Origin of the sequence: Pseudomonas poae (assembly GCF_001439785.1) — a bacterium.
Taxonomy (GTDB): Bacteria; Pseudomonadota; Gammaproteobacteria; order Pseudomonadales; family Pseudomonadaceae; genus Aquipseudomonas; species Aquipseudomonas poae.
The window spans coordinates 47,614-68,354 of sequence record NZ_JYLI01000012.1; the positions used below are offsets into that span (position 1 = coordinate 47,614).

21 protein-coding genes are annotated in these 20,741 nt (G+C 61.2%); 18 read left to right on the forward strand and 3 right to left on the reverse strand.

Translation table 11 applies throughout. From position 1 onward, the window contains the following. Positions 1-149 precede the first annotated feature (149 nt). The 18 genes from TU75_RS15590 (at position 150) to TU75_RS15675 (ending at position 19,110) form a co-directional block, all read left to right on the forward strand. Complete coding sequence (locus TU75_RS15590) at positions 150-875, forward strand: secretin N-terminal domain-containing protein (protein ID WP_060549501.1); 726 nt, start codon at positions 150-152, stop codon at positions 873-875. A gap of 179 nt (positions 876-1,054) precedes the next feature. After that, positions 1,055-2,380 (forward strand): isocitrate lyase, encoded by a 1,326-nt coding sequence (gene aceA / locus TU75_RS15595; protein ID WP_003232086.1) that lies wholly within the window; start codon positions 1,055-1,057, stop codon positions 2,378-2,380. Positions 2,381-2,920: 540 nt separating this feature from the next. Next, the gene (locus TU75_RS15600; protein WP_015372409.1) at positions 2,921-3,334 is read left to right on the forward strand and encodes an NADH-quinone oxidoreductase subunit A; all 414 of its coding nucleotides are present in this window, start codon (positions 2,921-2,923) and stop codon (positions 3,332-3,334) included. Positions 3,335-3,344: 10 nt separating this feature from the next. Then, the gene (locus TU75_RS15605) at positions 3,345-4,019 is read left to right on the forward strand and encodes a NuoB/complex I 20 kDa subunit family protein (RefSeq protein WP_003174719.1); all 675 of its coding nucleotides are present in this window, start codon (positions 3,345-3,347) and stop codon (positions 4,017-4,019) included. A gap of 71 nt (positions 4,020-4,090) precedes the next feature. Next, positions 4,091-5,875, forward strand: coding sequence for an NADH-quinone oxidoreductase subunit C/D (nuoC, locus tag TU75_RS15610; RefSeq protein WP_015372410.1), 1,785 nt, complete (start codon positions 4,091-4,093; stop codon positions 5,873-5,875). Between the two features lie 2 nt (positions 5,876-5,877). Continuing rightward, positions 5,878-6,375, forward strand: coding sequence for an NADH-quinone oxidoreductase subunit NuoE (gene nuoE, locus TU75_RS15615; protein ID WP_003232080.1), 498 nt, complete (start codon positions 5,878-5,880; stop codon positions 6,373-6,375). Continuing rightward, positions 6,372-7,730 carry an NADH-quinone oxidoreductase subunit NuoF gene (gene nuoF, locus TU75_RS15620; protein ID WP_003232078.1) on the forward strand — a complete coding sequence of 453 codons (1,359 nt, stop codon included), beginning with the start codon at positions 6,372-6,374 and terminating at the stop codon, positions 7,728-7,730. Before nuoE ends, nuoF begins: the two co-directional genes overlap by 4 nt. Positions 7,731-7,864: 134 nt before the next feature. Beyond that, positions 7,865-10,579, forward strand: a complete 2,715-nt coding sequence (nuoG, locus tag TU75_RS15625) for an NADH-quinone oxidoreductase subunit NuoG (protein ID WP_060549442.1) — start codon at positions 7,865-7,867, stop codon at positions 10,577-10,579. Then, positions 10,576-11,583 carry an NADH-quinone oxidoreductase subunit NuoH gene (gene nuoH / locus TU75_RS15630; RefSeq protein WP_003232075.1) on the forward strand — a complete coding sequence of 336 codons (1,008 nt, stop codon included), beginning with the start codon at positions 10,576-10,578 and terminating at the stop codon, positions 11,581-11,583. Before nuoG ends, nuoH begins: the two co-directional genes overlap by 4 nt. Positions 11,584-11,594: 11 nt before the next feature. Then, entirely contained in the window at positions 11,595-12,143 is a 549-nt protein-coding gene (nuoI, locus tag TU75_RS15635; RefSeq protein ID WP_003174725.1) for an NADH-quinone oxidoreductase subunit NuoI, read from the forward strand. A gap of 9 nt (positions 12,144-12,152) precedes the next feature. After that, a complete protein-coding gene (nuoJ, locus tag TU75_RS15640) occupies positions 12,153-12,656 on the forward strand; it encodes an NADH-quinone oxidoreductase subunit J (protein ID WP_003232074.1) in 504 nt (167 codons plus the stop codon). Between the two features lie 2 nt (positions 12,657-12,658). Then, positions 12,659-12,967 carry an NADH-quinone oxidoreductase subunit NuoK gene (gene nuoK, locus TU75_RS15645; protein WP_003174727.1) on the forward strand — a complete coding sequence of 103 codons (309 nt, stop codon included), beginning with the start codon at positions 12,659-12,661 and terminating at the stop codon, positions 12,965-12,967. Continuing rightward, complete coding sequence (nuoL, locus tag TU75_RS15650; protein WP_003232073.1) at positions 12,964-14,817, forward strand: NADH-quinone oxidoreductase subunit L; 1,854 nt, start codon at positions 12,964-12,966, stop codon at positions 14,815-14,817. Before nuoK ends, nuoL begins: the two co-directional genes overlap by 4 nt. A gap of 46 nt (positions 14,818-14,863) precedes the next feature. After that, the gene (nuoM, locus tag TU75_RS15655) at positions 14,864-16,396 is read left to right on the forward strand and encodes an NADH-quinone oxidoreductase subunit M (RefSeq protein ID WP_003232072.1); all 1,533 of its coding nucleotides are present in this window, start codon (positions 14,864-14,866) and stop codon (positions 16,394-16,396) included. A 7-nt stretch (positions 16,397-16,403) separates the two neighbouring features. After that, a complete protein-coding gene (nuoN, locus tag TU75_RS15660; RefSeq protein WP_003232071.1) occupies positions 16,404-17,867 on the forward strand; it encodes an NADH-quinone oxidoreductase subunit NuoN in 1,464 nt (487 codons plus the stop codon). A 240-nt stretch (positions 17,868-18,107) separates the two neighbouring features. After that, entirely contained in the window at positions 18,108-18,458 is a 351-nt protein-coding gene (locus tag TU75_RS15665; protein WP_060549443.1) for a hypothetical protein, read from the forward strand. Continuing rightward, entirely contained in the window at positions 18,448-18,762 is a 315-nt protein-coding gene (locus tag TU75_RS15670) for a helix-turn-helix domain-containing protein (protein WP_003232067.1), read from the forward strand. The genes TU75_RS15665 and TU75_RS15670 overlap by 11 nt, the downstream gene beginning before the upstream one ends. 111 nt (positions 18,763-18,873) lie before the next feature. Continuing rightward, a complete protein-coding gene (locus TU75_RS15675; RefSeq protein WP_003232065.1) occupies positions 18,874-19,110 on the forward strand; it encodes a DUF6555 family protein in 237 nt (78 codons plus the stop codon). A 31-nt stretch (positions 19,111-19,141) separates the two neighbouring features. On the opposite strand, the gene TU75_RS15680 is transcribed toward TU75_RS15675, so the two are convergent. Genes TU75_RS15680 through TU75_RS15685 form a run of 3 tightly spaced genes read right to left on the reverse strand, consistent with a single transcriptional unit; the run spans position 19,142 to position 20,723 of the window. Then, positions 19,142-19,336, reverse strand: coding sequence for a DUF6021 family protein (locus TU75_RS15680; protein ID WP_015372415.1), 195 nt, complete (start codon positions 19,334-19,336; stop codon positions 19,142-19,144). 14 nt (positions 19,337-19,350) lie between these two features. Beyond that, positions 19,351-19,527: a hypothetical protein gene (locus tag TU75_RS27660; RefSeq protein WP_169794354.1), complete on the reverse strand. Its 177-nt coding sequence runs from the start codon at positions 19,525-19,527 to the stop codon at positions 19,351-19,353. A gap of 56 nt (positions 19,528-19,583) precedes the next feature. Further along, on the reverse strand, positions 19,584-20,723 hold the full coding sequence (locus tag TU75_RS15685) for an MFS transporter (RefSeq protein WP_015372416.1): 1,140 nt from the start codon (positions 20,721-20,723) through the stop codon (positions 19,584-19,586). Positions 20,724-20,741: the final 18 nt, after the last annotated feature.

Sequence of the window (20,741 nt, forward strand, 5' to 3'; positions counted from 1 at the left end):
GACAAGCCTGCTCGCCACAGGGAAGCTGCGCTTAACTGAACGGCATTATGCCTTGCCAGGGCATTTTGCTGTCCGGGATTCAACTTGCGACCCGTCAGGCCGACAAACTGGCACTATCCAGGCTTGAACCAATCGCAGAGATCACGGACATGTCCCTACGCACCCTGCTCACCGCCCTCCTCCTGACCACGAGCGTTTCGGCCATGGCCGACACGGCCGTGGTCGACCTGAGCAACCGCACCAGCGCCGACCTGCTGCCCGTGGCGCAGCACTTCATCGGCAAGGACGGCACCGTCAGCGCCTATGGCAATCAGCTGATCGTCAATGCGCAACCGGATAAAATCGAGGGTTTGCGCGCCCTGCTCACGCAGTTGGACACACCCGCCAAGCGCCTGCTGATCACCGTCGACACCAATGAAAACAACCAGCAAACCAATGGCCAGGTGATCAGCTACAGCACCGAAAGCCGTGAAGGCGGCATCCAGCAGATCCAGGCCAGCGAAGGCGTGCCCGCACTGATCCAGGTGGGCCAGAGCGTGCCGCTGACCAGCACTCAGCAGGACAGTTACGGCCGTCTGCAGAACCAGACCCGATACCGCAACGTCACCCAGGGTTTCTATGTCACCGCCAGCGTTACCGGCGAAACCGTCCACTTGGCGATCAGTACCAATCGTGACCGCATGAGCCAGGAACGTCCTGATGTAGTGAACGTTCAAAGTACCGACACAACTGTCAGCGGTCGCTTGGGAGAGTGGATTTCCCTGGCCGGCATCAATCGTGCGACCCAAGCCGATAAATCCTCTACAACCCGCAGCTACTCTACCCAGGGGCGTGACGACCTGGCCATACGGGTCAAAGTCGACAGCTTGAACTGAGTCACCAAAAACTGACTGACAAGTCGCAAAAAGGCAAATATGTAGTGCTTTGAAAAAAGCACTACAAAACATTTGACGCCCCAAAAAAGGCTGTGCATGATGGCCTCGCTCCCGCTAATCCAGGGCCCTGGCAAGGGGCCCTTGAACCCTAACAAGACGCGACGACGAGGTTTATCTCCATGGCACTGACACGCGAACAGCAAATTGCAGCCCTCGAAAAAGACTGGGCTGAAAACCCACGCTGGAAAGGCGTGACCCGCGCTTATTCGGCTGCTGACGTCGTCCGCCTGCGCGGCTCGGTTCAACCTGAGCACACCTTTGCCAAACTCGGCGCCGAGAAGCTGTGGAACCTGGTGACTCAGGGCGCCAAGCCGTCCTTCCGCCCCGACAAGGATTTCGTCAACTGCATGGGCGCCCTCACCGGCGGTCAGGCTGTGCAGCAGGTAAAAGCCGGAATCCAGGCGATCTACCTGTCCGGCTGGCAAGTGGCGGCGGACAACAACTCCGCCGAATCCATGTACCCCGACCAATCGCTGTACCCGGTGGACTCGGTGCCAACCGTGGTCAAGCGCATCAACAACTCGTTCCGTCGTGCCGACCAGATCCAGTGGAAGGCCGGCAAAGGCCCGGGCGATGAGGGCTACATCGACTACTTCGCGCCAATCGTGGCGGACGCCGAAGCCGGTTTTGGCGGCGTGCTCAACGCCTACGAACTGATGAAGAGCATGATCGAGGCAGGCGCTGCCGGCGTGCACTTCGAAGACCAGTTGGCCTCGGTGAAAAAATGCGGCCACATGGGTGGCAAGGTACTGGTTCCCACTCAGGAGGCCGTGCAAAAGCTGACCGCCGCGCGCCTGGCCGCTGACGTGGCTGGCACCCCGACCATCATCCTCGCCCGCACCGATGCCAACGCAGCTGACTTGCTCACGTCCGACTGCGACCCGTACGACCAACCGTTCGTGACCGGCGAGCGCACTCAGGAAGGTTTTTACAAGGTGCGCGCCGGTCTGGACCAGGCGATCGCTCGTGGCCTGGCCTACGCGCCCTATGCCGACCTGATCTGGTGCGAAACCGCCAAGCCGGACCTGGACGAGGCCCGTCGTTTCGCCGAAGCGATCAAAAAGGAATATCCCGACCAGTTGCTGTCCTACAACTGCTCGCCGTCCTTTAACTGGAAGAAGAACCTGGACGACGCGACCATCGCCAAATTCCAGCGCGAGCTGTCAGCCATGGGCTACAAGCACCAGTTCATAACCCTGGCCGGCATTCACAACATGTGGCACAGCATGTTCAACCTGGCGCACGACTACGCCCGCAACGACATGACCGCCTACGTGAAACTGCAGGAACAGGAATTCGCGGACGCATCCAAGGGTTACACCTTTGTGGCGCACCAGCAGGAAGTGGGCACCGGCTACTTCGACGACATGACCACCGTGATCCAGGGCGGCACTTCGTCGGTGACTGCGCTGAAGGGTTCGACTGAGGAAGAGCAGTTCCACTAAACCACAACGCCGCACAGCAAAAAGCCCCGACTGGTTCGGGGCTTTTTGCTGTGCGGCGCTGCGGCCCAACTGTAGGAGGGGGCTTGCTCCCTCCCTCCCACAAAGGATCAGGTACTGAGTCAGCAGGTTTCGCGCAAAACATTGATCCATGGCGGTATCTGCGCACAGCGGATCGGTTAAAAATCCGTTCCAGCAACTCACCGCATTCAATCAAGTAACAACAACTTCCCGCGCCACGCGAGAACCATTCGCTTAAACTCCGCCCAAACAATAGTCATTATCATTTAGCGCATAAAAACTTGATTATCGTGTAAACGGAACGTAATTGATTCAACGCCCGCTAATGCCCGCAGCGCAAGGGCTGCAGCCCCACAAAGGTGCACTATGTGCTTCATCCGCCGAATAATTTCGCCGCAGGAATTTTACTTGCCCGGTGTTTAGCCATAAAATCACCGAGATTGATTGCAGTGCGACATATCGTCACTGCATCGTTACTTTTTCGAGCTCAGAGACCTTTGCTCTCTGTTAAGGATTTCCAGCATGACCGAAGCGACAGGACTCATCGCCCACAACTGGGGCTTTGCCATTTTCCTCCTCGGTGTTGTGGGGCTTTGCGCCTTCATGCTCGGCGTCTCCAGCCTCCTCGGGTCAAAAGCCTGGGGGCGCAGCAAAAATGAACCGTTCGAGTCTGGCATGCTGCCTACAGGTGGCGCCCGCTTGCGGCTCTCAGCCAAATTCTATCTGGTCGCGATGCTCTTCGTGATCTTCGATATCGAAGCCCTTTTTCTCTTTGCCTGGTCTGTGTCCGTCCGCGAAAGCGGCTGGACCGGATTCGTCGAAGCTCTCGTTTTCATAGCAATTCTGTTGGCAGGTCTTGTCTACCTGTTCCGAGTGGGCGCCCTTGACTGGGCTCCGGAAGCTCGTCGCAAGCGGCAAGCGAAGCTGAAACAATGAGGCTTTGGCGATGCAATACAATCTCACCAGGATCGACCCGGATGCTCCTAACGAGCAGTACCCCATCGGCGAACGGGAAACCGTCTCCGATCCGTTAGAAGATCAAGTCCACAAAAACATCTACATGGGCAAACTCGAAGACGTGCTGAGTGGCGCGGTGAACTGGGGGCGTAAAAACTCCCTGTGGCCGTACAACTTCGGCCTTTCGTGCTGCTATGTGGAAATGACCACCGCCTTCACGGCGCCCCACGACATCGCGCGCTTTGGCGCCGAAGTGATCCGGGCGTCACCGCGTCAGGCGGATTTCATGGTTATCGCCGGCACCTGCTTTATCAAGATGGCGCCGATCATTCAGCGTCTCTACGAGCAGATGCTCGAGCCCAAGTGGGTGATCTCCATGGGTTCGTGCGCCAACTCGGGTGGCATGTACGACATCTACTCCGTGGTTCAGGGGGTGGACAAGTTCCTGCCCGTGGACGTCTACGTGCCTGGCTGCCCGCCCCGCCCTGAAGCTTTTCTGCAAGGCTTGATGCTGCTGCAGGAATCGATTGGCAAGGAGCGTCGCCCGCTTTCCTGGGTCGTCGGCGATCAAGGCGTGTACCGCGCCGAGATGCCGTCACAAAAGGAACAGCGCCGCGAACAGCGAATCGCAGTCACCAACCTGCGCAGCCCCGACGAAGTCTGATCCAGCCCGCTTCTTTTATAGAACGAACACCTGGCCTCATTCTTTACGTTGACCGAAAGCGATAAAAAACCATGACTACAGGCAGTGCTCTGTACATCCCGCCTTATAAGGCAGACGACCAGGATGTGGTTGTCGAACTCAATAACCGTTTTGGCCCTGACGCCTTCACCGCCCAGGCCACACGCACCGGTATGCCGGTGCTGTGGGTGGCGCGTGCGCGGCTCGTCGAAGTCCTGAGCTTCCTGCGCAACCTGCCCAAGCCGTACGTCATGCTCTATGACCTGCATGGCGTGGACGAACGTCTGCGCACCAAGCGCCAGGGCTTGCCGAGCGGCGCCGATTTCACCGTGTTCTACCACCTGCTGTCGATCGAACGTAACAGCGACGTGATGATCAAGGTTGCCCTTTCCGAAGGCGACCTGAGCGTGCCGACCGTGACCGGCATCTGGCCCAACGCCAGCTGGTACGAGCGCGAAGTCTGGGACATGTTCGGCATCGACTTCCCGGGCCACCCGCACCTGACGCGCATCATGATGCCGCCGACCTGGGAAGGTCACCCGCTGCGCAAGGACTACCCTGCCCGTGCCACCGAATTCGACCCGTTCAGCCTGACGCTCGCCAAGCAGCAACTGGAAGAAGAAGCCGCGCGCTTCCGTCCGGAAGACTGGGGCATGAAGCGCTCCGGCACCAACGAGGACTACATGTTCCTCAACCTGGGTCCGAACCACCCTTCGGCTCACGGTGCCTTCCGCATCATCCTGCAACTGGACGGCGAAGAAATCGTCGACTGCGTGCCCGACATCGGCTACCACCACCGCGGCGCCGAGAAGATGGCCGAGCGTCAGTCCTGGCACAGCTTCATCCCGTACACCGACCGTATCGACTACCTGGGCGGCGTGATGAACAACCTGCCGTACGTGCTCTCGGTCGAGAAGCTCGCCGGCATCAAGGTGCCGGACCGCGTCGATACCATCCGCATCATGATGGCCGAGTTCTTCCGCATCACCAGCCACCTGCTGTTCCTGGGCACCTACATCCAGGACGTCGGCGCCATGACCCCGGTGTTCTTCACCTTCACCGACCGTCAACGCGCCTACAAGGTCATCGAAGCCGTCACCGGTTTCCGCCTGCACCCGGCCTGGTACCGCATCGGCGGCGTGGCCCACGACCTGCCAAATGGCTGGGAGCGTCTGGTCAAGGAATTCATCGACTGGATGCCCAAGCGTCTGGACGAGTACCAGAAAGCCGCCCTGGACAACAGCATCCTCAAAGGCCGCACCATAGGCGTCGCCCAGTACAACACCAAAGAGGCCCTGGAATGGGGCGTCACCGGTGCCGGCCTGCGCTCCACCGGCTGCGATTTCGACCTGCGTAAAGCGCGCCCGTACTCCGGCTACCAGAACTTCGAGTTCGAAGTGCCGCTGGCCGCCAATGGCGATGCCTACGACCGTTGCATCGTGCGCGTCGAAGAAATGCGCCAGAGCCTGAAAATCATCGAGCAGTGCATGCGCAACATGCCGGCCGGCCCGTACAAGGCGGATCACCCGCTGACCACGCCGCCGCCGAAAGAACGCACGCTGCAGCACATCGAAACCCTGATCACGCACTTCCTGCAGGTTTCGTGGGGCCCGGTCATGCCGGCCAACGAATCCTTCCAGATGATCGAAGCGACCAAGGGTATCAACAGTTATTACCTGACGAGCGATGGCGGCACCATGAGCTACCGCACCCGGATTCGCACCCCAAGCTTCCCGCACTTGCAGCAGATCCCTTCGGTGATCAAAGGCGAGATGGTCGCGGACTTGATTGCGTACCTGGGTAGTATCGATTTCGTTATGGCCGACGTGGACCGCTAAGCATGAACAGCACGCTTATCCAGACAGACCGTTTCACCTTGAGTGAAACCGAGCGCTCGGCCATCGAGCACGAGCTGCATCACTACGAAGACCCGCGCGCGGCGTCGATCGAAGCCTTGAAGATCGTGCAGAAGGAACGTGGCTGGGTGCCAGACGGCGCCCTCTACGCCATCGGCGAGATCCTCGGCATCCCGGCCAGCGACGTTGAAGGCGTGGCCACGTTCTACAGCCAGATCTTCCGCCAGCCGGTGGGTCGCCACATCATTCGCGTGTGCGACAGCATGGTCTGCTACATCGGTGGTCACGAGTCCGTGGTCAGCGAAATCCAGGCCAAACTGGGCATCGGCCTTGGCCAGACCACCGCAGACGGGCGTTTCACGCTGCTGCCGGTGTGCTGCCTGGGCAACTGCGACAAGGCGCCGGCGTTGATGATCGACGACGACACATTCGGTGACGTCCAGCCTGCTGGCGTGACCCAATTGCTCGAGGGCTACCCATGACCCTGACTTCTTTCGGCCCGGCCAACCTGATCAAGCGTTCGGCCGAGACCCACCCGCTCACCTGGCGTCTGCGTGACGACGGCGAGCCCGTGTGGCTCGACGAATACCAGACCAAGAACGGCTACGCCGCTGCGCGCAAGGCCTTCGCCGACATGGCCCAGGACGACATCGTCCAGACCGTGAAAGACGCCGGCCTCAAGGGTCGCGGCGGTGCGGGTTTCCCCACTGGCGTGAAGTGGGGCCTGATGCCCAAGGACGAATCCATCAACATCCGCTACCTGTTATGCAACGCGGATGAAATGGAGCCGAACACCTGGAAAGACCGCATGCTGATGGAGCAACTGCCCCATCTGCTGATCGAAGGCATGCTGATCAGCGCCCGCGCGCTGAAAACCTACCGTGGCTACATCTTCCTGCGTGGCGAATACACCACCGCCGCCAAGCACCTCAACCGCGCCGTGGCAGAAGCCAAGGCCGCTGGCCTGCTGGGCAAGAACATCCTCGGTTCCGGTTTTGACTTCGAGCTGTTCGTGCACACCGGCGCCGGGCGTTACATCTGCGGTGAAGAAACCGCACTGATCAACTCCCTCGAAGGCCGCCGCGCCAACCCGCGCTCCAAGCCGCCCTTCCCTGCCGCCGTAGGCGTGTGGGGCAAGCCGACCTGCGTGAACAACGTCGAAACCCTGTGCAACGTGCCGGCGATCATCGCCGACGGCGTGGACTGGTACAAATCGTTGGCCCGCGAAGGCAGCGAAGACATGGGCACCAAGCTCATGGGCTTCTCCGGCAAGGTCAAGAACCCTGGCCTGTGGGAGCTGCCATTTGGCGTCACCGCACGCGAGCTGTTCGAGGACTACGCTGGCGGCATGCGCGACGGCTACACCTTGAAAGCCTGGCAGCCAGGCGGCGCCGGTACCGGCTTCCTGCTCCCCGAGCACCTCGACGCACAGATGTATGCCGGCGGCATCGGCAAGGTGGGCACCCGGATGGGTACTGGCCTGGCCATGGCGGTGGACAACACGGTGAACATGGTCTCGCTGCTGCGCAACATGGAGCAGTTCTTTGCCCGTGAATCCTGCGGCTTCTGCACCCCGTGCCGTGACGGTCTGCCGTGGAGCGTGAAGCTGCTGATGGCCCTGGAAAACGGCGAAGGCCGCGAAGGAGACATCGAGACCCTGTTGGGTCTGGTCGGTTTCCTCGGCCCAGGCAAGACTTTCTGTGCTCACGCACCGGGCGCCGTGGAGCCATTGGGCAGCGCAATCAAATACTTCCGCCCTGAATTCGAGGCCGGCATCGCGCCAACCCGCGCGGGCGAGCTCACTCAGGTGGTATCGCCGACCATGGTCGGCGCGTAACGCTTTAAAGGCGAAGGGCCCGTGCCCTTCGCTTTCTCATGTGCTGACGCCTTGATGGCTGTGTAGATGCCCATGAATAACAAGATTCCATTAGCCACGCCCGCTGACAACGGGCCAACGAAGAACTTTGAACCATGGCCACTATCCACGTAGACGGCAAAGCGCTCGAAGTCGATGGGGCGGACAACCTGTTACAGGCATGTCTGTCACTCGGCCTCGACATCCCGTATTTCTGCTGGCACCCCGCGCTCGGTAGCGTCGGTGCCTGTCGCCAGTGTGCGGTCAAGCAGTACACCGACGAGAACGACACCCGTGGTCGTATCGTCATGTCGTGCATGACCCCAGCCACCGACAACACCTGGATCTCCATCGAAGATGAAGAATCCAAGGCGTTCCGCGCCAGTGTCGTCGAATGGCTGATGACCAACCACCCCCACGACTGCCCGGTCTGTGAGGAAGGCGGTCACTGCCACCTGCAAGACATGACGGTGATGACCGGCCACAACGAGCGCCGCTATCGCTTCACCAAGCGCACCCACCAGAACCAGGACCTCGGCCCGTTCATTTCCCACGAGATGAACCGCTGCATCGCCTGCTACCGCTGCGTGCGTTTCTACAAAGACTACGCCGGCGGCACCGATCTCGGCGTCTTCGGCGCCCACGACAACGTGTACTTCGGTCGCGTTGAAGATGGCGTGCTCGAAAGCGAGTTCTCCGGCAACCTCACCGAGGTCTGCCCGACCGGTGTGTTCACTGACAAGACCCACTCCGAGCGCTACAACCGCAAGTGGGACATGCAATTCGCGCCGAGCATCTGCCATGGTTGCTCCAGCGGTTGCAACATCTCCCCGGGCGAACGCTACGGTGAACTGCGTCGCATCGAAAACCGCTTCAACGGTTCGGTCAACCAGTACTTCCTGTGCGACCGTGGCCGTTTCGGCTATGGCTACGTCAACCGCAAGGATCGCCCGCGCCAGCCGTTGCTGGCCGATGGCACCCCACTGAGCCTGGACAGCGCGCTGGATAAAGCCGCCGAACTGCTGCGCGGCCGCAACATCGTCGGTATCGGTTCGCCACGCGCCAGCCTCGAAAGCAACTTCGCGTTGCGCGAGCTGGTCGGCGCCGAGCACTTCTACTGCGGTATCGAAGCCGGCGAGCTGGAGCGCATCCGTCTGGTCCTGCAAGTGCTGAATGACAGCCCGCTGCCAGTGCCGAACATGCGCGACATCGAGGACCACGATGCGATCTTCGTACTCGGTGAAGACCTGACCCAGACCGCAGCGCGCGTGGCCCTCTCCCTGCGCCAGTCGGTCAAGGGCAAGGCCGAAGACATGGCCGACGCCATGCGCGTGCAGCCTTGGCTCGACGCCGCCGTGAAGAACATCGGCCAGCACGCGCTGAACCCTCTGTTTATCGCCTCCCTGGCTGAAACCAAGCTCGACGATATCGCCGAAGAATGCGTCCACGCCGCACCCGACGACCTGGCCCGCATCGGTTTCGCCGTGGCCCACGCCCTCGACGCGAGCGCACCGGTCGTCGAAGGCCTGGACACTGAAGCCCTCGAACTGGCCCAACGCATCGCCGACGCCCTGCTGGCGGCCAAGCGTCCATTGATCATTGCCGGCACCTCGCTGGGTTCCAAGGCGCTGATCGAAGCCGCCGCCAACATCGCCAAGGCCTTGAAGCTGCGCGACAAGAACGGCTCCATCAGTCTGGTGGTGCCGGAAGCCAACAGCCTTGGCCTGGCCATGCTCGGCGGCGAGTCCCTCGACGCCGGCCTGCAAGCGGTGATCGACGGCAATGCCGACGCCATCGTGGTGCTGGAAAACGACCTGTACACCCGCACCGCTGCGGCCAAGGTTGACGCTGCACTGGACGCTTCCAAGGTCCTGATCGTGGCCGACCACCAGCAGACCGCCACCAGTGAACGCGCCCATCTGGTACTGCCGGCCGCCACCTTCGCCGAAGGCGACGGTACGCTGGTCAGCCAGGAAGGCCGCGCCCAGCGCTTCTTCCAGGTGTTCGATCCGAAATACATGGACGCCAGCATCCTGGTTCACGAAGGCTGGCGCTGGCTGCATGCCCTGCGCGCGACCCTGCTGAACCAGCCGATCGACTGGACCCAGCTCGACCACGTCACCGCCGCTACCGCCGCCAGCGCGCCGCAACTGGCCCGCATCGTCGATGCCGCACCGTCCGCCGCGTTCCGCATCAAAGGCATGAAACTGGCCCGCGAACCGCTGCGCTACTCCGGCCGCACGGCCATGCGCGCCGATATCAGCGTGCACGAACCGCGCACCCCGCAGGACCACGACACCGCGTTCGCCTTCTCCATGGAAGGCTACTCGGGTTCAGCCGAACCGCGTCAGCAGGTGCCGTTTGCCTGGTCGCCGGGCTGGAACTCGCCTCAGGCCTGGAACAAGTTCCAGGACGAAGTCGGTGGTCACATCCGCGCTGGCGACCCGGGCACACGCCTGATCGAAACCCAGGGCGACTCGCTGAACTGGTTCGCCGCCGTACCGCGTCCGTTCAACCCGGCGCCGGGCACCTGGCAGGTTGTGCCGTTCTTCCATCTGTTCGGCAGCGAAGAAAACTCTTCCAAGGCCGCACCGGTGCAAGAGCGCATTCCGGACGCCTACGTGTCGCTGGCCAAGTCCGAAGCCGATCGCCTGGGCGTCAACGACGGTGCCCTGCTCAGCCTGAACGTGGCCGGCCAGACCCTGCGTCTGCCGCTGCGCATCAACGATGAGCTGGGTGCGGGCCTGGTTGCACTGCCTAAAGGCCTCGCCGGTATCCCGCCTGCGGTCTTTGGCAAAACCGTTGACGGTCTGCAGGAGGCAGCGCAATGACCTGGTTCACCCCTGAAGTGATCGACGTGATCATCTCGGTCCTCAAGGCCATCGTGATCCTGTTGGCCGTGGTCGTTGCGGGCGCCCTGCTCAGCTTCGTCGAACGCCGTCTGCTGGGCTGGTGGCAGGACCGTTACGGTCCGAACCGCGTTGGCCCGTTCGGCATGTTCCAGATCGCCGCCGACATGCTGAAAATGTTCTTCAAGGAAGACTGGACGCCGCCGTTCGCCGACAAGGTGATCTTCACCCTGGCGCCGGTGGTTGCCATGAGCGCCTTGCTGATCGCCTTCGCGGTCATCCCGATCACCCCGACCTGGGGCGTGGCGGACCTGAACATCGGCCTGCTGTTCTTCTTCGCCATGGCCGGTCTGTCGGTGTACGCCGTGCTGTTCGCCGGTTGGTCGAGCAACAACAAGTTCGCCCTGCTGGGCAGCTTGCGCGCCTCGGCCCAGACCGTGTCCTACGAAGTGTTCATGGGCCTGGCGCTGATGGGCATCGTGGTGCAGGTCGGCTCGTTCAACATGCGCGACATCGTCGAGTATCAGGCGCAGAACCTGTGGTTCATCATTCCGCAGTTCTTCGGCTTCTGTACCTTCTTCATCGCAGGCGTGGCCGTGACTCACCGTCACCCATTCGACCAGCCGGAAGCGGAACAGGAACTGGCCGACGGTTACCACATTGAATATGCCGGCATGAAGTGGGGCATGTTCTTCGTCGGTGAGTACATCGGCATCATCCTGATCTCGGCCCTGCTGGTGACGCTGTTCTTCGGCGGCTGGCACGGTCCGTTTGGCATCCTGCCGCAGTTGGCGTTCTTCTGGTTCTTCCTCAAGACCGCGTTCTTCATCATGTTGTTTATCCTGCTGCGCGCTTCCATTCCGCGTCCACGATACGACCAGGTGATGGATTTCAGCTGGCGCTTCTGCCTGCCACTGACCCTGATCAATTTGCTGGTGACCGCTGCCGTTGTGTTGTTGAACACGCCAGCGGCCGCGGTTCAGTGAGGATTTGACCCATGTTCAAATATATTGGCGACATCGTTAAGGGTACTGGTACCCAGTTGCGAAGCCTGGTGATGGTGTTCGGTCACGGCTTTCGCAAACGCGACACCCTGCAATACCCGGAAGAAGCGGTGTACCTGCCGCCGCGCTACCGCGGCCGCATCGTGCTCACCCGCGACCCGGATGGCGAAGAGCGTTGCGTAGCCTGCAACCTGTGCGCCGTGGCGTGCCCGGTGGGTTGCATCTCCCTGCAGAAAGCTGAAACCGAAGACGGTCGCTGGTACCCGGACTTCTTCCGAATCAACTTCTCGCGCTGCATTTTCTGCGGCCTCTGCGAGGAAGCTTGCCCGACCACCGCGATCCAGCTCACGCCGGATTTCGAGATGGCCGAGTTCAAACGTCAGGACCTGGTGTACGAGAAAGAAGATCTGCTGATCTCTGGTCCCGGTAAAAACCCTGATTACAACTTCTATCGTGTTGCAGGTATGGCCGTTGCCGGTAAGCCCAAGGGCGCCGCACAAAACGAAGCCGAGCCGATCAACGTGAAGAGCTTGCTGCCTTAAGGAAGAAAGATGGAATTCGCTTTCTATTTCGCATCGGGTATCGCGGTTGTGTCCACGCTTCGCGTGATCACCAACAACAACCCCGTGCACGCCCTGCTCTACCTGATCATTTCGCTGATCGCCGTGGCGATGACCTTCTTTGCCCTCGGCGCGCCGTTCGCCGGTGTGCTGGAAGTGATCGCCTACGCCGGCGCCATCATGGTGCTGTTCGTGTTCGTGGTGATGATGCTCAACCTGGGCCCGGCTTCGGTCGCCCAGGAACGCGTCTGGCTCAAGCCCGGCATCTGGCTCGGCCCGGTTGTCCTCGCAGCCCTGCTGCTGGGTGAGCTGCTGTATGTGCTGTTCGCTCACCAGAGCGGCCAGGCCATCGGCCACACCACCGTAGACGCCAAGGCCGTGGGTGTGAGCCTGTTCGGCCCGTACCTGCTGGTGGTCGAACTGGCTTCGATGCTGCTGCTCGCGGCAGCCATCACCGCCTTCCACTTGGGCCGCAACGAAGCCAAGGAGCAATGACGATGCCTGCTATCCCTTTGGAGCATGGTCTGGCGGTCGCCGGCATCCTGTTCTGCCTTGGCCTGGTCGGCCTGATGGTGCGCCGTAACATTTTGTTCGTGTTGATGAGCCTGGAAATCATGATGAATGCCGCAGCACTGGCGTTCATCGTGGCAGGCGCTCGTTGGGGCCAGCCGGATGGACAAGTCATGTTCATCCTGGTGATCAGCCTGGCAGCCGCCGAGGCCAGCATTGGCCTGGCGATCCTGCTGCAGCTGTACCGTCGCTTCCACACGCTTGATATCGACGCTGCCAGTGAGATGCGCGGATGAACATGATCTTTCTGACTTTCGTATTTCCCCTGATCGGTTTCCTGCTGCTGTCGTTCTCTCGCGGGCGCTGGTCGGAAAACCTCTCGGCCTTGATCGGCGTGGGCTCCATTGGCCTGTCGGCCATCGTCGCGGCCTATGTCATCTGGCAATTCAACGTAGCCCCACCCGAAGGCGGCCATTACACCCTGGTGCTGTGGCAGTGGATGTCGGTCGAGGGCTTCAAGCCCAACTTCGCCCTCTACGTGGACGGCCTGTCGATCACCATGCTCGGCGTGGTCGTCGGCGTAGGCTTCCTGATCCACCTGTTCGCGTCCTGGTACATGCGCGGTGAAGCGGGCTACTCGCGCTTCTTCTCGTACACCAACCTGTTTATCGCCAGCATGCTGTTTCTGGTACTGGGCGATAACCTGTTGTTCCTGTACTTCGGCTGGGAAGGCGTGGGCCTGTGCTCGTACCTGTTGATCGGTTTCTACTACAGCAACCGCAACAACGGTAACGCGGCGCTCAAGGCGTTTATCGTCACCCGTATCGGCGACGTGTTCATGGCCATCGGCCTGTTCATCCTGTTCCAACAGGTGGGCACGCTGAACATCCAGGAACTGCTGGTGCTGGCACCGCAGAAATTCCAGGTCGGCGACTTCTGGATCACCCTGGCCACGCTGATGCTGCTGGGCGGCGCCGTGGGTAAATCCGCGCAACTGCCGCTTCAAACCTGGCTGGCGGATGCGATGGCCGGTCCTACCCCGGTTTCGGCCCTGATTCACGCCGCAACCATGGTGACCGCCGGTGTCTACCTGATCGCACGGACCCACGGCCTGTTCACCCTGGCGCCGGACATCCTGCATCTTGTAGGCATCGTCGGCGGCGTGACCCTGGTACTGGCCGGCTTCGCCGCGCTGGTGCAGACCGACATCAAGCGCATCCTCGCCTACTCGACCATGAGCCAGATCGGCTACATGTTCCTGGCCCTGGGCGTCGGCGCCTGGGACGCGGCGATCTTCCACCTGATGACCCACGCGTTCTTCAAGGCCCTGCTGTTCCTCGCCTCCGGTGCGGTGATCGTGGCCTGCCACCACGAACAGAACATCTTCAAGATGGGCGGCCTGTGGAAGAAACTGCCGCTGGCCTACGCCAGCTTCATCGTCGGTGGTGCCGCCCTGGCCGCCCTGCCACTGGTGACTGCCGGTTTCTATTCCAAGGACGAAATCCTCTGGGAAGCCTTTGCCAGCGGTAACCAGAACCTGCTGTATGCAGGCCTGGTGGGTGCGTTCATGACCTCGCTGTACACCTTCCGCCTGATCTTCATCACCTTCCACGGTGAAGCCAAGACCGAAGCGCACGCAGGTCACGGCATCTCCCACTGGCTGCCGCTGTCGGTGCTGATCATCCTGTCGACCTTCATCGGCGCGATGATCACCCCGCCACTGGCCGGTGTACTCCCGGAAAGCGCCGGGCATGCAGGTGGCGCCGCCAAGCACAGCCTGGAAATCGCCTCGGGCGCCATCGCCCTGGCCGGTATCCTGCTGGCTGCGCTGTTGTTCCTTGGCAAGCGTCGCTTCGTCACGGCCGTGGCCAACAGTGGCATCGGGCGCTTCCTGTCGGCCTGGTGGTTCGCCGCCTGGGGCTTCGATTGGATCTACGACAAACTGTTCGTCAAGCCTTACCTTGCGATCAGCCATGTACTGCGCAAAGACCCGCTCGACCAGACCATCGGTTTGATCCCGCGCGCCGCCAAGGCCGGTCACACCGCCCTGAGCCGCAGCGAGACCGGCCAACTGCGTTGGTATGCAGCGTCCATGGCGGCCGGTGCCGTTCTGGTGATTGGCGCTATCGTCGTCGTGGCGGTCTGACCATGTCTATGCACTTTGCGAACTTGCGAAAGGAAACGAGCCCGTCATGATTCTGCCCTGGCTAATCCTGATCCCCTTTATCGGCGGCCTGCTCTGCTGGATGGGTGAACGCTTCGGCGCCACCCTGCCCCGCTGGATTGCGTTGCTGACCATGTCCCTGGAACTCGCGCTCGGCCTCTGGCTGTGGGCCCACGGTGACTATTCATTCGCTCCGGCTCCAGGCGTCGATCCCACGTTCGCGCTTGAATTCAAGCACGTGTGGATCCAGCGCTTCGGCATCAACGTGCACCTGGCCCTCGACGGCCTGTCGCTGTTGATGATCCTGCTGACCGGCCTGCTGGGTATCCTCTCGGTACTCTGCTCCTGGAAAGAGATCCAGCGTCACGTGGGTTTCTTCCACCTGAACCTGATGTGGATCCTGGGCGGCGTTGTCGGCGTGTTCCTCGCCCTCGACCTGTTCATGTTCTTCTTCTTCTGGGAAATGATGCTGGTGCCGATGTACTTCCTCATCGCGCTCTGGGGTCACAGTTCTTCGGACGGCAAGAAAACCCGGATCTACGCGGCGACCAAGTTCTTCATCTTCACCCAGGCTTCCGGCCTGATCATGTTGGTGGCGATCCTGGGTCTGGTCCTGGTCAACTTCAACAGCACGGGCGTGATCACTTTCAACTACGCCGACCTGTTGAAAACCAAGATGTCCCTGACCACCGAGTACATCCTGATGCTGGGCTTCTTCATCGCGTTTGCGGTGAAGCTGCCGGTGGTGCCCTTCCACTCCTGGTTGCCGGATGCTCACGCCCAAGCGCCGACCGCCGGCTCCGTGGACCTGGCCGGTATCCTGTTGAAGACCGCGGCCTACGGCTTGCTGCGTTTCGCCCTGCCGCTGTTCCCGAATGCCTCGGCCGAGTTCGCGCCGATTGCCATGACCCTGGGTCTGATCGGGATCTTCTACGGTGCGTTCCTGGCCTTCGCGCAAACCGACATCAAGCGTCTGATCGCCTTCTCGTCCGTTTCCCACATGGGTTTCGTCCTGATCGGTATCTACTCCGGCAGCCAACTGGCGTTGCAGGGCGCGGTGATCCAGATGCTGGCTCATGGTGTCTCGGCCGCCGCGCTGTTTATCCTGAGTGGTCAGCTGTACGAGCGTCTGCACACCCGTGACATGCGTGAAATGGGTGGCGTGTGGTCGCGCATCGCGTACCTGCCGGCGATCAGCCTGTTCTTTGCCGCTGCGTCGCTGGGCTTGCCGGGTACCGGTAACTTCATCGGCGAGTTCCTGATCCTGATGGGGGCCTTTGTGCAGACGCCATGGATCAGTGCGATTGCCACCTCCGGCCTGGTATTCGGTTCGGTCTACTCGCTGATCATGATCCACCGCGCCTACTTCGGCCCGGCCAAGTCCGACACCGTCCTGCAAGGGATGGATGCGCGCGAACTGATCATGGTGCTCGGCCTTGCGGTGCTGCTGATCTACATCGGCGTGTACCCGCAACCGTTCCTGGACACGTCTGCCGCCACGATGCATGGCGTGCAGCAGTGGTTCGGCACCGCCTTCTCTCAACTCGCTTCGGCCCGGTAAGAGCGCTATGGAATTCACGATCCAACACTTTATCGCGCTTGCGCCGCTGCTGATCACCAGCCTCACCATCGTGGTGGTGATGCTGGCGATCGCCTGGCGCCGCAATCACTCGCAAACGTTCCTGCTGTCCTGTGCCGGTCTGAACCTGGCCCTGCTGTCGATCATCCCGGCGCTCAAGGTCGCGCCACTGGCGGTCACGCCTTTGATGATGGTCGATGACTTCGCGCTGCTGTACATCGCGTTGATCCTGGTCGCGACCCTGGCCTGCGTCACCCTCGCCCACGCCTACCTTGGCGAAGGCGGCACCGGTTACCCAGGCAACAAGGAAGAGCTGTACCTGCTGATCCTGCTGGCGGCGGCCGGCGGTATCGTGCTGGTCAGCGCACAGCACCTGGCGGGCCTGTTCATCGGCCTGGAACTGCTGTCGATCCCGACCTACGGCCTGGTGGCCTACGCCTTCTTCAACAAGCGCTCCCTGGAAGCCGGCATCAAGTACATGGTGCTGTCGGCGGCAGGTTCGGCGTTTCTGTTGTTCGGTATGGCCCTGCTCTACGCCGAAGCCGGCAGCCTGAGCTTCACCGGTATCGGTCACGCCCTGGCCACCACCAGCATGCCTGCGCCGATTGCCCAACTGGGCCTGGCGATGATGCTGATCGGCCTGGCGTTCAAGCTGTCGCTGGTGCCGTTCCACCTGTGGACCCCGGACGTGTACGAAGGCGCCCCGGCGCCAGTGGCTGCGTTCCTGGCGACCGCATCGAAGGTGGCGGTGTTTGCGGTGATGGTGCGTCTGTTCCAGATCTCGCCTGCGGCCAACACCGGTGTGCTGAGCAACGTACTGACCGTGATCGCCATTGCGTCGATCCTGTTCGGCAACCTGCTGGCACTGACCCAGAACAACCTCAAGCGTCTGCTGGGTTACTCGTCCATCGCCCACTTCGGCTACCTGCTGATCGCCCTGGTGGCGAGCAACGGCCTGGCCGTGGAAGCCATCGGCGTGTACCTGGTCACCTACGTGATCACCAGCCTGGGCGCGTTCGGCGTGATCACCCTGATGTCCTCGCCGTACAAGGGCCGTGACGCCGACGCGCTGTACGAATACCGCGGCCTGTTCTGGCGCCGTCCGTACCTGACCGCCGTCCTCACTGTGATGATGTTGTCCTTGGCGGGTATCCCGCTGACGGCGGGCTTTATCGGCAAGTTCTACATCGTTGCTACCGGTGTTGAAGCGCACCAATGGTGGCTGGTTGCGTCCTTGGTACTGGGCAGCGCCATCGGCGTGTTCTACTACCTGCGCGTGATGGTCACCCTGTACCTGATCGAGCCGAACCTGCGCCGCGTCGACGCCGAGCTGCACTGGGAACAGAAAGCAGGCGGCGTGATGCTGCTGGCCATCGCCCTGCTCGCGTTCTTCCTGGGCGTGTACCCACAACCGTTGCTCACCCTGGTGCAGCATGCGGTGCTGGGCGTTTGATCGCTTAGTCAGATGCGGTAAACAGAACGGCGCCTTCGGGCGCCGTTTTGCGTTTCTGGGGCGTGCGGCCTCTGCCCTTCCCTGTTCGCGGAATTTTCCTGTTCCATCTACCTCTTCATCTGGCATCCATGCGTTTGAGGCGACCTTATGGTGGTTGCGTTTTAAGAAGGTTCCCACAGCACGGTCACTTGACACCCTTGCGAGTGGGTCAGCAAACTATACGCAGGCTACGTACATAACATGGATGCTCTATTTATCGAACTGCCGGCCTTCGAGCGGCATCGCAAGGATTATCTGAGTGACGAGCTTTTCCACGGTTTTCAACAGGTGTTGATGAAAAACCCGGAAGCGGGAGACGTGATCGAAGGCACCGGAGGATTGCGCAAGGTTCGCTTCGTCGATCAGCGGCGCAACAAAGGTAAACGCGGTGGCCTGCGGGTCATTTACTACTGGTGGTCAGGCGGCACTCAATTCTGGCTGTTCACCCTGTACGGCAAGCATGAACAGGACGATCTTGCCCCCCACCAAAAAAAAACGCTTAAACAGATGCTGGACAAGGAAATCAAAGCGAGGACACCCCATGAAACGTGAAATTTTCTCCGAACTGGTCGAAGGCTTCGACGCATTGGCCGAGGAGCGCCAGGGCAAAGTCACCCTGCGTACCCACAAGGTTCAACTCACCCACCTGGCACCGCTCACCGCCGAAGAAGTGGTTGCGGTGCGTCAGCAGCTCAACCTGTCCCGCGCGGTATTCGCCATGTACTTGCGCACCAATACCCGCACGCTGGAAAACTGGGAGCAAGGTCGAGCCAAACCCAATGCTCAGGCAGTGACGCTGATCCGTCTGGTAGCACGCTTTCCGGAAACCGTGGCGCAGTTGGCCGCATTGACTTGATGGACTGCTCGTTTCTCGCCTGTAAGGCAGCTGGGCATCATGCAGGTTGTCATTTTGAATGAACCTTTCATAACGCCTTCCTATCCATTTATAACAAGACAGGGAGGCAACATGAGTACCGCAAAAATCTACACCATCCACTACCACCTGCACGGTACGCCGAAATCCTTTGTCGTACGTGCCGACGTCATGAATAACGCTGAAGCCTGGCACTGGGCGGCCGTTGATGCCGACATTGCACACGTTAGTCGTATCGGCCGCGTAGGCCATGAGCAGGTCAAGAAAACCACGCGCCCCTGGGCGGAGAAATACGGCATCACCGAAGTCAGCTGGAACCCACCCAGATAAACAAAGCCCCGCACAATGGCGGGGCTTTTTTTTACTTTTTCAAGTCGCCCAACGGATCGTAGGGCGGCTTTTTTTCCGACTGCTTTTTCTCGTCCAGCGGGGCGATAGCCGGGCCGATGGGATCGACCTGCGGGTCCGACACATCGGGAGAGTCGGGGTCGAAACCCAGCTCGTCATTCTGCGTGGCATGCTCGCTTGAACTCGGGCCTTTCGGGGGATTGCTCATGGTGATCTCCTCTCTTACAACGGACGGGCCTTGTCATGGAGATTGTCGAGGTTTTTCTCGACCTGCTTCACATCGTCGTCCGGCCGGTCCTGTGGGTCGTTGGGGCGCAACGCATCGTTGTCACGCTCCTCTTCGCCAGGAGTGCGATGGGAATCGGGCGTACCCGGCGGTGGCTGCTTGTATTCGGGCATGGTGGCGTACCTGTGAAGGGCTTCACAAGGTTAGAGAAACCGCGCGCGGCCATCGTTCAACTTGTTTGCCCCCGCGCCTGCGTGCGCCAGCACAACAGCGCACTGATCGCAATCGCCGCGCCCGCCAGGCCAAACACCAGCGACGCCGAGGCCACCGGCAATAACAACCCCGCCAGCAACGGCCCGAAACCCGCGCCGATATCGCGCCATACCGCGTTGGACGCGAGCGCCGATACCCGCATCGAGCCTGGGTTGCGCTCGGTCACCAGGGTGGTCACCAAGGGCAGTTGCAAGGCACGCAGCACCAGCACCGCCGCTGCGCCGGCAATCACCCACTCACTGCCGAACGCCCCCAGCGCCAGGGCGCTCATGAATGAAAACAGCAATAGCATCGAGGTGGCCCCGAACCGCTGCGCCGCATGCCCCCCCAATGGGCTGAGCAATAATTCCGATAAATACCGCAGGCCCATCAGACCACCGGCGATCAGCACCGCGTCACCGCCCACGATCTTCTGCGCCTGGATCGACAGGCCAAAGATAAACAGGCCGTCCAACGCTACGCCCTCGATAAACGACCACAACGCCACACTGTCGGGCCAGTTGAAACGTCGCCCCGGCGTGCTGTGCAGATCGTGCCCGGTACTGGGCAACCCGCGCGCCAGCCACAGCCCCATGAGGCAGCACACGGTGAGGATCAGGAAAATCGGGCGCGGCCCGGCCCACAAGGTCAGCAGCCCGCCCAGCGGCAACGCCAGCATCGGCCCCAGGGCGATCAACGCCCGTGAGCGCCCTGCCCGGCGCGCGGCGCCGTCCAGTTCGGAGGTGGCCAATACCTGGGTCGACAGGTTCAACGCCGCATAACACAGGCCCCACACCAGCCGCAGTCCGAGCAAGGCAGCAAAGCCGGACAACACCGAGTTGCCCAGGGCACACAGCGCAGCAGCGCCGGCAGCAAGCATGCAAGTGAGTCGATCGCCGTGACGTGCATAGAAATTCAGCACATGCCGATAGCCAAAGATCCGCACCAGGCGGTTGGCCGCCAACAGCACGCCGGCCTGGGCCAACGTGATGCCGAAGGCTTCTGACTCCATCGGCAGCAGCAGGTAAAGCAACACGTCACTGGGCAGGCAGAACCCGAGGGTCAGCGCGGCGCGGCGAGAGGTGGCATCGGCGGTATGGTGGGTCTGGCTGGTCATAAAGCTGAAACATTTAGA